14 protein-coding genes are annotated in these 13408 nt (G+C 51.9%); 8 read left to right on the forward strand and 6 right to left on the reverse strand.

All coding sequences use genetic code 11. The features are described from left to right. Positions 1 to 2 precede the first annotated feature (2 nt). The gene (gene urtE / locus GBAG_RS09260) at positions 3 to 656 is read left to right on the forward strand and encodes an urea ABC transporter ATP-binding subunit UrtE (protein WP_081908393.1); all 654 of its coding nucleotides are present in this window, start codon (positions 3 to 5) and stop codon (positions 654 to 656) included. A 107-nt stretch (positions 657 to 763) separates the two neighbouring features. Then, the gene (locus GBAG_RS09265; protein WP_051873673.1) at positions 764 to 1939 is read left to right on the forward strand and encodes a GNAT family N-acetyltransferase; all 1176 of its coding nucleotides are present in this window, start codon (positions 764 to 766) and stop codon (positions 1937 to 1939) included. 76 nt (positions 1940 to 2015) lie between these two features. On the opposite strand, the gene ydeE is transcribed toward GBAG_RS09265, so the two are convergent. Then, the gene (gene ydeE / locus GBAG_RS09270) at positions 2016 to 3218 is read right to left on the reverse strand and encodes an efflux MFS transporter YdeE (RefSeq protein WP_051873674.1); all 1203 of its coding nucleotides are present in this window, start codon (positions 3216 to 3218) and stop codon (positions 2016 to 2018) included. Between the two features lie 188 nt (positions 3219 to 3406). Here ydeE and eamA point away from each other — a divergent pair, with 188 nt between their 5' ends. Then, a complete protein-coding gene (eamA, locus tag GBAG_RS09275; RefSeq protein ID WP_034495305.1) occupies positions 3407 to 4300 on the forward strand; it encodes an O-acetylserine/cysteine exporter in 894 nt (297 codons plus the stop codon). Between the two features lie 45 nt (positions 4301 to 4345). Here the strand turns inward: eamA and marB are convergent, their stop codons facing one another. The 3 genes from marB to marR are packed head-to-tail and all read right to left on the reverse strand — an operon-like array spanning position 4346 to position 5438. Beyond that, entirely contained in the window at positions 4346 to 4555 is a 210-nt protein-coding gene (gene marB, locus GBAG_RS09280; RefSeq protein WP_034495306.1) for a multiple antibiotic resistance regulatory protein MarB, read from the reverse strand. A gap of 52 nt (positions 4556 to 4607) precedes the next feature. Next, a complete protein-coding gene (gene marA / locus GBAG_RS09285) occupies positions 4608 to 4982 on the reverse strand; it encodes an MDR efflux pump AcrAB transcriptional activator MarA (protein WP_034495308.1) in 375 nt (124 codons plus the stop codon). 21 nt (positions 4983 to 5003) lie between these two features. After that, entirely contained in the window at positions 5004 to 5438 is a 435-nt protein-coding gene (marR, locus tag GBAG_RS09290) for a multiple antibiotic resistance transcriptional regulator MarR (RefSeq protein ID WP_034495310.1), read from the reverse strand. A 200-nt stretch (positions 5439 to 5638) separates the two neighbouring features. On the opposite strand from marR, the gene GBAG_RS09295 reads away from it, so the two are divergent. Beyond that, complete coding sequence (locus tag GBAG_RS09295) at positions 5639 to 6310, forward strand: MarC family NAAT transporter (protein ID WP_034495311.1); 672 nt, start codon at positions 5639 to 5641, stop codon at positions 6308 to 6310. Between the two features lie 43 nt (positions 6311 to 6353). Here GBAG_RS09295 and GBAG_RS09300 read toward each other — a convergent pair whose 3' ends face one another. Further along, the gene (locus GBAG_RS09300; protein ID WP_034495313.1) at positions 6354 to 7547 is read right to left on the reverse strand and encodes a sugar transporter; all 1194 of its coding nucleotides are present in this window, start codon (positions 7545 to 7547) and stop codon (positions 6354 to 6356) included. A 167-nt stretch (positions 7548 to 7714) separates the two neighbouring features. Between GBAG_RS09300 and GBAG_RS09305 the strand changes: the two genes are divergently transcribed. Next, positions 7715 to 8509: a PhzF family phenazine biosynthesis protein gene (locus GBAG_RS09305; RefSeq protein ID WP_034495315.1), complete on the forward strand. Its 795-nt coding sequence runs from the start codon at positions 7715 to 7717 to the stop codon at positions 8507 to 8509. On the opposite strand, the gene ptrR is transcribed toward GBAG_RS09305, so the two are convergent. After that, a complete protein-coding gene (ptrR, locus tag GBAG_RS09310; protein ID WP_034495317.1) occupies positions 8506 to 9366 on the reverse strand; it encodes a putrescine utilization regulator PtrR in 861 nt (286 codons plus the stop codon). The genes GBAG_RS09305 and ptrR overlap by 4 nt on opposite strands. Positions 9367 to 9467: 101 nt before the next feature. Between ptrR and sad the strand changes: the two genes are divergently transcribed. The 3 genes from sad to GBAG_RS09325 all read left to right on the forward strand — a co-directional run bounded on the left by sad (position 9468) and on the right by GBAG_RS09325 (position 13404). Further along, positions 9468 to 10844 (forward strand): succinate-semialdehyde dehydrogenase, encoded by a 1377-nt coding sequence (gene sad / locus GBAG_RS09315; protein ID WP_034495319.1) that lies wholly within the window; start codon positions 9468 to 9470, stop codon positions 10842 to 10844. A 49-nt stretch (positions 10845 to 10893) separates the two neighbouring features. Beyond that, positions 10894 to 11820, forward strand: coding sequence for a glutaminase B (glsB, locus tag GBAG_RS09320; protein WP_034495321.1), 927 nt, complete (start codon positions 10894 to 10896; stop codon positions 11818 to 11820). A gap of 144 nt (positions 11821 to 11964) precedes the next feature. Next, positions 11965 to 13404: a GGDEF domain-containing protein gene (locus tag GBAG_RS09325; RefSeq protein WP_034495323.1), complete on the forward strand. Its 1440-nt coding sequence runs from the start codon at positions 11965 to 11967 to the stop codon at positions 13402 to 13404. The last annotated feature ends 4 nt before the right edge of the window (positions 13405 to 13408 follow it).

Raw genomic sequence — 13408 nt, forward strand, 5'->3', positions numbered from 1 at the left:
ATATTCTGCGCGGTGTCTCTTTTGAAGCCAAAATCGGCGAAGTCACCTGCCTGCTGGGGCGCAACGGCGTGGGCAAAAGCACGCTGCTCAAATGCCTGATGGGGCTGATCCCGGCGAAATCGGGTGTCATCAACTGGCAGCAAAATAATATTACCGCGCGTAAACCGCATCAGCGCGTGCAAGCGGGGATTGCCTACGTGCCGCAAGGGCGGGAGATTTTCCCGCGCCTGACGGTGGAAGAAAATCTGCTGATGGGCCTTTCGCGGTTTAGTGGGCGCGAGGCTAAACAGGTATCGGAAGAGATTTATCAGCTCTTTCCGGTGCTAAAAGAGATGAAACAGCGTCGCGGTGGGGATCTTTCCGGCGGGCAACAACAGCAACTGGCGATTGGTCGCGCCCTGGCCTGTAAGCCGCAACTCTTAATTCTGGATGAACCGACCGAAGGTATTCAGCCTTCGGTGATTAAAGAGATCGGTCAGGTTATTAGCAGCCTCGCCGCTAAAGGCGATATGGCGATTTTATTGGTCGAACAGTTTTATGATTTTGCCGCTGAACTTGCCGACAATTATTTAGTGATGTCGCGCGGGGCAATTATTCAGCGTGGCGCAGGTGCGGATATGGAAACCGATGGGGTCAGGGGGCTGGTGGCGATTTAGTTCTAGGCGATGGTCTACCAAATCCCCCAAATTATGGTTCTGTTAGTTATGCCATAACTTGTTTATATTCAGGTAACTTATCGTCATTGCGCCCGTGGAGGCCTGAATTGACTGGCATAACAAATGAATATCAGCAACCTGTGGGCAACTCTCTTCCCGACTGGAAACCATGCCTTCGCCCGGAGCGGATCACGCTGCAAGGGCGCTATTGTCACCTGGAGCCTTTATCTCGTATCCACACCGATGATTTATGGGCAGCGTGGAGTACCGCGAAAGATAGCCGCGGCTGGACGTATCTGAGCATCGGGCCATTTAGCGGGCAGCAGCAATTTTCTGAATTTATTGAAACCGCGGCGCAGAGCAACGATCCGCTGCATTATGCGGTGGTCGATAACAGCGGCAAGGCGGTGGGTACGTTGTCGTTAATGCGTATCGACCCGGCAAACGGCGTGGTGGAAGTCGGGTTCGTGATGTATACCCCATTGCTGCAACGCACGGTTCAGGCGTCTGAAGCCCATTATCTGTTGATGAAATATGCTTTTGAGCTGGGTTATCGTCGCTATGAATGGAAATGTGACAGCCTGAATGGCCCGTCGCGCCATGCGGCAATCCGTCTTGGGTTCCGTTACGAAGGTTTGTTTCGCCAGGTGGTGGTGTATAAACAGCGCACCCGCGATACCGCGTGGTTTTCGATTCTCGACAGCGAATGGCCGCAGATTAAGCTGGCATTTGAAACATGGCTGTCGGCTGAGAATATGCCGGAGGGTATGCAGCAGCAGGGTCTGACGCAGATTCGTGAAAGTCTGAAGGGCAGTATCCCAGCTAAGAACAGAACCGTGGTGCAGGTCAGGGCGCTTGAAGCAAATGACCGGGCGGCATGGTTGCCGCTGTGGCAGGGTTATCTGACGTTCTACAATTCGCAACTGCATGAAGACATCACCGAACTGACATGGCAGCGCATGCTTGATGCATCTGAACCCATGTTTGCGCTGGGTGCGTTTGATGAGCAGGGGAAAATGCTCGGGTTTACGCATATGGTTTACCACCGGGGCACATGGTCGGCGGAGGATCATTGTTATCTTGAGGATCTGTTTACTGCAGCGCTTTCACGCGGCAAAGGCGTTGGACGGGCGTTGATTGAAGGCGTTTATCAACATGCGCAGAGCAAAGGCTGTGGGCGCGTGTACTGGCATACTCATGAAACCAACGCGGCAGGCCAGGCGCTATACGACAAAATGGCGGATAAGCCTGGGTTTATTCAGTACCGTAAAGATCTGAAGTAGTTTTGTCGGATGACGCTTTGCTTATCTGACCTACGATTCGATTTGTAGGGTGGATAAGCGAAGCGTCATCCACCATTTAGTTCAAAGCCAGTTGCGGTTTCACCGCTATCCCTTTCACAATCATCAGGTAAGACAATCCAATTGCCGCCATCAGCGCCACGAACAGCATATAGGGCGGCAACCAGGTCAGAATCAAACCGGTGAAAAGTGGAGTGCACGCGCCGCCTAACCAGCCGAGTTGCTGGGCTGAGAAGTAGCTGGCTTTCAGTCCTGCGGGGGCGATGTTGTCCACCAGCATATATTCACCCGGTGCAAAGATTAGCTCGCCGAGGGTAAATACCGCAGCAGAAATGCCCCACAGCAGCAGGTTATCGCCCGAAATCATAAAGCCCGCCAATCCTGCCATAAAGAACAGTGTGCCGTAGCCCATCAGCTTTTTGATATTGTCCGGGCGAATACGTTTGCCGACCATATACTGAAAAACCACCACCACAAACGCATTCACCGGCAGCACAACGCCAACCACTTTTTGCGCCAGATCCGAATCCGAGATAGCAATCGCGTACTGAGATAAGCAGGCGGCGAAAGAGCCAAACACCAGTGAACCGAGGAATGCCGAAAGCGTGAAATACATCAACGCTTTGTCTTTGAGCATCTGCACCGGTGAAAGCCTGACGTTGTTGTTTTCCTGCGTTTCGCTCGCCGACACGCTGTGTACATAGCGGCTAATCACGATAAACGGAATGATGGCGGTTAATGCGGATAACCAGAACGGCAAATTAGTGCTGTAAAGCACCGCCAGCGTGCCAATCGGCGGGCCAACCGTCCAGCCGATATTGGCAAAGGTGTAGTTGAGCGAGAAGATTTTCGGCTTCTGGTGAATTTCCAGCACATCGGAGAAATAGCCTTTTAACACCGTGGCGAACACCGAGTACGCGCAGTTTATCAGCGAATAAAACACCACCACCAGAACGGCATTATTGACCAATGGGATCGCCACAAACCCGCCGAGGAAAATAATAATCGACAGCAGCATGTACATTTTTTTGTCGAATTTATCGGCCAGAATGCCAAACCACAGGCTAAATACCACGCCTGTCGTCAGGGCGATGGTGAGCGCCATCCCGATTTCATTTAGCGGCATGCCGTACTGCCGGGAGAGATAAATCGTCATAAACGGCAGCGTTAAACCGCGCCCCACGGTGAGGAGCAGCGAAGAGAGCAGTAAAACGCTGATGGAGAGTTGCTTGCCAGAAAAGCGTGTCGTCAGGGAAACCATTTTATCGTTTTTTTTAGAATGTATTTGTTGGGGGGAGACAAGATTTATCATGAAGGATCAACAAAGTATAGGTTGTGCTTATGTTAATTTTTTCTCTGTACCGCCACTGAAAAGTGCGATCTGTATCTATTCATTATTTGGGTATAGCCTTAGATTTTAACAAAATTGCAATAAAACAGGGGCAGGGTATGACGCGCAAAGATGGGCTGCTGGCGATGCTGGTGGTCGTGGTGTGGGGACTGAATTTCGTAGTGATTAAAATGGGGCTGCACAATATGCCTCCGCTGTTACTGGCCGGTTTGCGTTTTCTGCTGGTGGCCTTCCCCGCGCTGTTGTTTGTCGCTCGCCCTAAAATTCCTTTTCGCCTGCTGGCCGCGTACGCACTGACTATCAGCTTCGGCCAGTTTGCGTTTCTCTTCAGCGCGATAAAGTTCGGTATGCCTGCGGGGCTTGCGTCACTGGTGCTTCAGGCGCAGGCATTCTTTACGATTATTCTCGGTGCGTGTGTGTTCGGGGAACGCCTGCAAGGCAAGCAACTGGCGGGGATCACGCTCGCGGTTATCGGTGTGCTGGTTTTGATTGAGGGCAGTCTTGGCGGCCAGCACGTTGCCTTGCTCGGGTTTATGCTGACGCTGGCAGCCGCCTTTAGCTGGGCCTGCGGCAACATTTTCAATAAGAAGATTATGCAGCTCGAGAAGCGCCCGCCGATTATGTCTTTGGTGGTGTGGAGCGCGTTAATTCCGGTCATCCCATTTTTTGTCGCCAGTTTGCTACTCGACGGCCCGGCGCTGATATGGCAAAGCCTGATTACGATAGATATGACGACGGTGTTATCGCTGATGTACCTGGCGTTTGTGGCAACGATTGTGGGTTACGGTATTTGGGGAAGCCTGCTTGGGCGCTACGAAACCTGGCGTGTGGCTCCGCTGTCACTGCTGGTGCCGGTGGTGGGAATGGCCAGTGCGGCATGGTTGCTGGATGAAACGCTGTCTGCGACACAACTTGCGGGTGCGGCATTAATTATGGGTGGGTTGTATATCAACGTATTTGGTTTGCGGATCCGGCGGGCGGTGGCGAGTTAAAACAGAAAGCTGGCGGGCAAAAATGAAGGCCCGCCAAACAGAGAATTAGTTAGCATTTTCCTGGTAGTACGGTGTACCCAGGAATTCTGACTTATCGCCAATCGTGTTGCTATTCTGTGCGCGGCTTTCAGACGGGGGAATGATCATGCCGCCGTGATTAGCCTGGGTGGTGCTGAAATTGCCTGATTGCTCCGCCATAACGTTTGCGGAAGCCAGAATCAGAAGCAGGCTCGCAGCGGAGATAATACGTTTCATAAATCCTCGGTGTCTGGATAACCAGACGGTTGCATAGCGTTTGTTAACTGTTTTAATGATTTAGCGGATGAATATACTTTCCTTCGCCACCTGAACATGCAACGCGGAATCTGTGAGGTGGCACAGAGAAGTAATTCTTGAACGTGCGGGTCAGTGTCTGTTGCGACTCAAACCCATAGCGCTCCGCTAAGTACAGAATCGGCTCGTTGCTTTCTTTAAGCTTGAGGGCGATTTCCGTCAGTTTTCGATTACGGATGTATTGGCCTAACGAATGACCGGTCTCTTTTTTAAACATCCTTTGCAGGTGCCACTTCGAGTAACCAGAACGCTGTGAAACCTTCTCAAGTGAGAGGGGGTTTTCCAGGTTCTCTTCAATCCAGTCCAATATGCTTTGTATTGTTATTGAATCATTGTTCCGTCTGGACATCGTTTCACCTCTTTTTCAGGTTTACGGTAATACCTTTGTTAACAGTTGATAAAGCGTGTCGACTTCATCAGCGGTCAGATTTTTTATCAGTTCCTGGTGCATGCTTTTCCCCAAAAGGCTGCGGCATTTCTCGCAAAGCGTGGCTCCTTCCGGAGTCAGTCTTATCAGCACACCACGTTTGTCGTTGGGATTCGGTAAGCGTGCGACCCATCCTTTGCAAATCAGGCGGTCTAACATGCGGGTTAACGCACCTAGGTCCACAGAAAGCGATTTCTTCAACTCCATCGGGGTAATGCATTCTTCGCGATAGATGGTGCAGAGCACTTTAAATTGGGTCGAGGTGACATCCAGCGGGGAAAGATGCTCGTTGAGCAGGCGCTCCTTGTACTGGTTAACCATATAGATCAGTTGTCCGAGAGGGATCATTTCGTTGAACAGATCGTTTTTATCTTTCACTATGGTTGCCCAGGCAAGTATATTTAATCACGGCAGATATTATTGCTCAGGCAAGCATAAGTCAACGTTATGAATCAGTGATGACACGAATAGCTAAAACGGTTCAGTTTTTAACATTGATACAATTCTGATAACCATCGCAGAGCAGGTTGGCTGCTATACTCAGCAGCGCAAAAAGACACCGAAATAAAGGACAGCAGATGATGGATTTGGTTAAGGCTATTGGGCTGGGGTTAGTGGTATTACTGCCGCTTGCTAACCCGTTGACCACAGTAGCATTGTTCCTCGGGCTTGCCGGAGATATGAACAAACAGGCGCGCGATAAAACCTCTTTGATGGCCTCCATCAATGTCTTCATCATCATGATGGTTGCGTACTACGCCGGGCAAGTTGTGATGAATACGTTTGGTATTTCCATTCCCGGTTTGCGTATCGCTGGCGGTTTAATTGTTGCGTTTATTGGTTTCCGCATGCTTTTCCCGCAACAAAAAGCCCATGAGTCGCCGGAGGCTCACAGCAAAGCGGAGGAGCTTGAACAAGAACCTGATACCAATATCGCCTTTGTCCCACTCGCCATGCCAAGCACGGCCGGGCCGGGTACGATTGCGATGATAATCAGTTCTTCTTCAACCGTGGAACACGGTGTGAACTTCCCGGGCTGGGTTGTGCTGGTGGCTCCGCCAATCATTTTTGCACTGGTTGGCCTGATTCTGTGGGGCAGTTTACGCAGTTCCGGGGCGATAATGCGGCTGGTAGGTAAGAGCGGTATTGAAGCGATTTCTCGTCTGATGGGCTTTTTATTAGTCTGTATGGGTGTGCAGTTTATTATTAACGGCATACTGGAAATAGTGACCCATTTCCCGGCAAATTAAGCGGTAAAAAGGGCGACGGTTTATTGCCGTCGCCCTTATTTCATTAATGGTTATGCTGTTCTTCTAAAGATACCGGCCAGCGGCGGAAAATTAATACTGACCCAATCAGGGCGATCAAAGCAGGCACGGCTCCCACCATGCCAATGCTGGACATCTCAAAATGCAGGCTCACCTGGTTACCGACTAACGCGCCCGCGCCAATCCCGATATTGAAAATCCCTGAGAATAGCGCCATCGACACATCGGTCGCATCCGATGCCAGCGCCAGAACTTTCACCTGCACTCCCAGCGTGATAACCATAACCGCGATGCCCCAGAACAGACACAGAATGGTGAGGTTCACGGTGCTTTGGGCCGCAGGTAACAACAAGGCGAGGCACAGAACCAGCAGGCCGATGGAGCTGCTGACCAGGGTCGATGAATGTCGGTTGCCCAATTTGCCGAACATCACGCTGCCAATGATCCCGGCACCACCCAACACTAACAGCAGGAAAGTCGCCATATTGGCGCTCAAGCCCGCAACGTTTTGCACGAACGGTTCAATGTAGCTGTAGGCGGTGTAATGCGCGGTGACGACCACAGCGACTAACGCATACAAGCTCACCAACGCCGGGCGTTTGAACAGTTCAGGCACACTTTTCAGCGAACCCGAATGCTCGCTCGGCAATTTTGGCAGCAGCTTAATGACATAGAAAAGTGTCAGGGCGGCAATCGCGCCAATGCCTAAGAAGGTGGTGCGCCAGCCGAAATATTGCCCCACCATGCGCCCGAGCGGCAAACCTAAGACCATCGCCAGCGCGGTACCTGTAGCAATCAGGCTCATCGCCTGGGCCTTTTTACCGGCAGGGGCCATACGAATGGCCAGCGATACGGTAATCGACCAGAAAATCGCGTGGGCAAAGGCGATACCGATGCGGCTGATCACCAGTACGGTGAAATTCCATGCGGCAAAAGAGACGACATGGCTGGCGATAAACAGAGCGAAAATGCAAATCAATAACCGCTTACGCTCGACTTTATTCGTCAGCAACATAAACGGCAGCGACATCAGCGCGACGACCCACGCGTAAATCGTCAGCATGATGCCGACTTGGGGCGTTTGCATACCAAAACTATCGGCGATGTCAGAAAGCAAACCAACCGGAACAAACTCCGTGGTATTAAAAATAAAGGCGGCGACCGCCAGCGTAACGACGCGTAGCCACGCCGTTTTGCGTGATACGTTGCTTGTTGTCATAGATGGGTTTCGCGCTGATAAATGAAAGGTTTGGTGAGCAGGCGATCATAAAACCATCAATCCAGCCATACAACTGATTTTGTGATTTAACTCTCATTTTATTGTTCCGCGAATCACGCAAGGCGTGGCATGGTAGATGTCATCAGGCCACACAGGAAGAAAAGACCATGCAGCAAATTGATTTTTATATGGTTGATGCGTTCACCGATACCACTTTCGGTGGCAACGCCGCGGCGGTATGTCCACTCACCGAATGGCTGCCAGATGAAACGTTACTGGCGATGACACGCCAGCATAACCAGTCGGAAACGGCATTTTTTATTACCACCGACAGCGGTTTTGAATTGCGCTGGTTCACCACGCAAGGGGAGATCAATCTTTGTGGCCACGCGACACTGGCTTCAGCCCATGTGATTTTCGAGTACCTGAATTACCCGGAAACCACCATTCATTTTGAGACGCGTTTTGTTGGCCCGCTTACGGTGACGCGCAATGGCGACTGGTTGACGCTTGATTTCCCGGCGTCGGGCAGTGAACCCATTGAGCCGCCACAGTTGCTGCTGGACTCGCTCGGTATCAGCGAATACCAGGAAGTGCGGCTGGGGCGCACCTATACCGTGTTGCTCGCGAACCAGGCGCAGGTTGAGGCGATTAATCCTGATTTTGATCTGATGCGTCAGCTGGATCAAAAAGTGTGTATCACCGCGCCTGCGCAAACAGAAGGCTATGATTTTGTCAGCCGTTTCTTTTCTCCGAAGGCGGCGCTGACAGAAGACCCGGTTACCGGGTCGACTCACACCATGTTGATTCCGTACTGGGCAGAAAAGTTGGGTAAAACGCAGATGCTGGCGCGTCAGGTTTCCGCGCGCGGCGGGGATATACGTTGCCAACTGGTGGGCGACAGGGTGTTAATGTCCGGCCAGGCGACCACCTATTTAGTCGGCAAAGTATTACTGCGCTAAGACGTTTGCTCAAGCAGCCCGATAAACGCCTCAAGTTGTCGGGTTTTTGCCCCTCGTCGCCAGATAAGCCAGGTGTTGAGATAACGCCAGTCAGTAGGCAACGGCGATATCGACACCTGGTGGCTGCCGGGCATACTTTCCAGCATGCTGCGCGGCATTAGCGCTATACCCGCTCCGGCAATCACGCACGCCAGCATTCCGTGATACGACTCCATTTCATGAATTTTGCCCGGCACCGAGTGGTGGGCGTGAAACCAGCTTTCAAAATGCCTGCGGTACGAACAGTTGGCGCGAAATGCATAAATGCTAATGCCGCTGACTTGGTTTGCATCCGTAATGGCGTCTTGATCCGCCGGGGCGACAATCACCATTTCTTCTTCGTAAACCGCAATACCGTCAAGGGAAGGATGCAATATCGGGCCGTCGACAAAGGCCGCCGATAGCCGCCCATCCAACACGCCATCAATCTGATCGCCCGAAGGCCCGGTGGCAAGCGAGAGCTGAATTTTTGGGAAACGCTGGTTAAACATCGCGAGCAAACCCGGAATCCGCACCGCTGCAGTGCTTTCCAGCGAACCTAGCGGCAGCGTCCCTTGTGGCTCGTCACCGGAAACCGCCATCCGCGCTTCATCAACCAAAGCCAGAATACGTTTGCTGTAGCTGAGAAAACTGTGCCCGGCTGGGGCGAGGCGCAAACGCTGGTTTTCGCGAATAAACAACTCAACACCGAGATCGGCCTCAAGCTGTTTAATGCGCGTGGTGAGATTGGACGGCACCCGGTGAACCTTCGCCGCTGCCGCGCTGATGCTGCCGGTTTCCGCTACCGCATTAAACATTTCAAGCTGCGTGAGATCCATAAACCTTTCTCGATACGTGAATGACTCGCTCATTATTATTCATTTTTCATGATTGTCACGCAGGTTTAAGGTAGGGGCATAACGCGAACACAGGAGCAACCATGAACCATCACGCTATTTCAATGAACCCGGCCACCGGCGAGCAGCTTTCTGCCATGCCGTTTGAAACGCCCGAGCAGCTCGATACCGCGCTGGCGGGGAACCACGCGGCATTTAACGTCTGGCGCAATGTGCCGCTGGCTCTGCGGGCGGATAAATTACGCCATCTGGGCGCGGCGTTGCGTCAGCACGCTGAAACGCTGGCACAAATGATCACCGCAGAAATGGGTAAGCCGATTACCCAGGCTCGCGCGGAAGTGGCGAAAACGGCGAATTTATGTGACTGGTATGCAGAACACGGGCCAGGCATGCTGGCAACCGAAGGCACTCTGGTGGAAAACCATCAGGCGGTGATTGAGTACCGGCCTTTGGGTGCCATTCTGGCGGTGATGCCGTGGAACTTCCCGCTTTGGCAAGTCCTGCGCGGTGCGGTGCCGATTCTGTTGGCGGGCAACAGTTACGTTCTCAAACATGCGCCAAACGTCATGGGATGCGCGTTACTGATTAAACACATGTTCGCCGAAGCGGGATTCCCGCAGGGCGTATTTGAAGTAATTAATGTCACGCCTGAAGGAGTAAGCCATGCGATTAATGATGCGCGAATTGCGGCTGTCACCGTGACGGGAAGCGGGCGTGCGGGGGCGGCGATTGGTGCGCAGGCAGGTGCTGCATTGAAAAAATGCGTGCTGGAACTCGGCGGTTCAGACCCGTTTATTGTGCTCAATGACGCTGATATTGATGAGGCGGTGAAGGCGGCAATTGCAGGGCGATTCCAGAACACCGGGCAAGTCTGTGCGGCAGCGAAACGCTTTATCATCGAAGAAGGGATTGCGGACACATTCACCCAGAAGTTTGTTGCAGCCGTTCAGGCGCTGCAAATCGGCGATCCCACTCTTGATACAACGACTATCGGCCCGATGGCGCGTTACGATCTGCGTGATGAATTGCATAAGCAGGTGACAACGTCACTTGAACAAGGGGCGACATTACTGCTCGGTGGCGAGAAAATGGCAGGCAAGGGCAATTTCTACGCGCCAACCGTTTTAGCGAATGTCACGCCTGATATGGTGGCATTTCGTGAAGAGTTGTTTGGCCCGGTGGCGGCTATTACCAGAGCGCGTAATCCGGAACATGCCCTGGAACTGGCAAATGACAGTGACTTCGGCCTTTCAGCCACGTTATTCACTTCTGATACTCATCTTGCCGATGACTTTGCGGCGCGTCTTGAATGCGGTGGCGTGTTTATCAATGGCTATAGCGCCAGCGATCCACGTGTGGCGTTTGGCGGTGTGAAGAAAAGTGGCTTCGGGCGTGAGCTTTCGCATTTTGGCCTGCATGAGTTTTGTAATGTGCAGACAGTATGGAAAGACCGCCGCTAGTTGCTGATATACTGGCGGGCGTAAAATACCCGCTAATCAGGAGTTTGCAGTGCCAGGTCTGTTAGATAATCAATTGCTGGAAGATATTCTCGCCCAGGTTCGCCCGCTTATTGGCCGCGGTAAAGTGGCTGATTACATTCCAGCTCTGGCAGAAATTCCCGGCAACAAACTGGGAATTTCAGTGTGTACCGTCGATGGTGAAGTTTTTAGCGCAGGGGATGCGACGGAACGTTTCTCGATACAGTCCATTTCGAAAGTGCTGAGCCTCACGCTTGCCATGGGACGTTACGATGAACATGAAATCTGGCAGCGCGTGGGGAAAGAGCCTTCGGGGCAACCGTTTAACTCTTTGCTCCAGCTAGAACTTGAACAAGGCAAACCGCGCAACCCGTTTATCAATGCGGGCGCGTTAGTGGTGTGCGATATGTTGCAGACTCGCCTGAGTGCGCCGAAACAGCGCATGCTGGAAGTGGTGCGCGCGTTGGCGGAACAACCCGATCTGGCTTACGACGGCAGAGTCGCGAAATCTGAGTTCGAACATTCGGCGCGTAATGCCGCGATTGCCTGGCTGATGAAATCCTTCGGTAATTTTGATAACGACGTGATTACCGTGCTGCACAACTACTTCCATTATTGCGCGCTGAAAATGAGCTGCCTGGAGCTGGCGAAAACGTTTCTGTTTCTGGCAAATCAGGGGCGGGCATTGCATCTTGATGAACCGATTATCACCGCACAGCAAGCGCGGCAGATTAACGCGTTGATGGTGACGAGCGGCATGTATGACGGTGCTGGTGAATTTGCGTATCGGGTAGGGATGCCGGGGAAATCCGGTGTTGGCGGCGGGATCATTGCTATCGTTCCGCATGAGATGTCTATTGCGGTCTGGTGCCCGGAGCTGGATGCATCAGGAAACTCGCTTGCCGGTACCGCCGCACTCGAAATCCTGGCTCAGCGAATCGGGCGTTCAATCTTTTAAACTGCAAGCCTGGCATATTTGTCTATATCGATTGGGCCACAGGCCGTACCAGATAAAATATGCTAAGCTAAAAATTATTTTTTGCACTCATACAGTTGTATTAAATCATTGCGCAGTGCACGTATAAATACGAGTCAAAATAGCATGGCTAATCTAGCTAAGTTTATGTTCTGTTCGCCTGAAAAACGGTTGGCTAACGCCGTTTCTATTTTTGTCATTACGACATTGTTTTACTTTTTTGGCGCCTCGCTTCGCCTGATTGATGAGTTGTCGCTCTTCTGGCCGCTGAATGCGGTACTGGCCGCGGTGTTCGTGCGCTGCCCATTCCTCAATCGCCCGGTTTATTATTTCGTTTGTTATAGCGCAATGGTTGTCTATGACGCATTCACCACGAATTGGGGATGGCAGTCGGCGATAATCAATCTCTCTAACATGGTGTTTATTATTGTTGTTGCCCGGTTATTACTGCGTTATTCCCGCACGCAAGATGAAAGTAATTGGGCGCTGAATGCTTTTAATCTTTTCTACGCCTGCCTTATTGGTGCGATTCTTAGCTCTTTATTAGGATCGATGGGCTCGACCGGGCCTTCGTCGGATTATCGTCAGTTTATTTCACTGTTTGCCGACTGGTTTAGCGAACAATTTTCAACTGGTGTGTTGATGATGCCATTTTTGCTGATGGCGAAATGGCCGCAGTGGAGTAAGTTGCCCGCTTTTCATTTGTCGAAAATTTATCCGCTGGTGGCGGTTGTCGTCTCTGTTATGGCCTCGGTGGTGATTGGCGGGGCCGGGAGCCTGGCGTTTCCGCTCCCGGCGCTGATCTGGTGCGCGATTCGTTATCCGCTTCCGATAACCGCATTAATCACGTTTTTGACGGGCGGCACGGAAATCATTCTTGTAGCAAACTCGATTGTCGTGATTCATCACAATGTCCCACTGGTGGTGACGGAGATGTTCTCCGCACGTCTTGGGATTGCCACGATGGCGATTTGCCCGCTGATTGTGTCGGTGAGCGTTGATGCGATTAACCGCTTAATTCAGCAAACCTCGCTGCGAGCGGATTACGACTATCTTACCGGCGTTTATTCCCGTTCCGGTCTGTATGAAGCGCTAAAAACCAACATGCCGACGAAGCATCTGCCCAACCAAAAACTGTGCGTGATGCTGCTGGATATTGATTATTTCAAACGAATCAACGACAGCTATGGTCATGAATGTGGTGACGTGGTACTGGCCGCCTTTGCCGAGCAATTGCGAAAAGTGGTGGGGGACGAAGGGCTGGTGGCCCGTTTGGGTGGCGAAGAGTTTGTGGTGGCTTGTAGCACCTGTACCGAAGAAAAAGGTCTCGCGATCGCCGAGAAAATTCGCCAGACCGTTGAGCTTACGGCGTTTCGTTATCAGCAACAGACGTTGTTCATTACGGTGAGTATCGGCCTTGCGACCGTGACGCCCGAAAAGCAAACCCTGCTTGATGCGTTTAACTCGCTGCTGGCAGAAGCGGATAAATATCTCTATTTATCCAAGCGTAATGGTCGCAATCAGACCAGTACCGCGTCGTATAAAGAGCTTGCGCTGAATAGTTAGCGCC

The sequence above is a fragment of the Buttiauxella agrestis ATCC 33320 genome, assembly GCF_000735355.1.
Taxonomy (GTDB): Bacteria; Pseudomonadota; Gammaproteobacteria; order Enterobacterales; family Enterobacteriaceae; genus Buttiauxella; species Buttiauxella agrestis.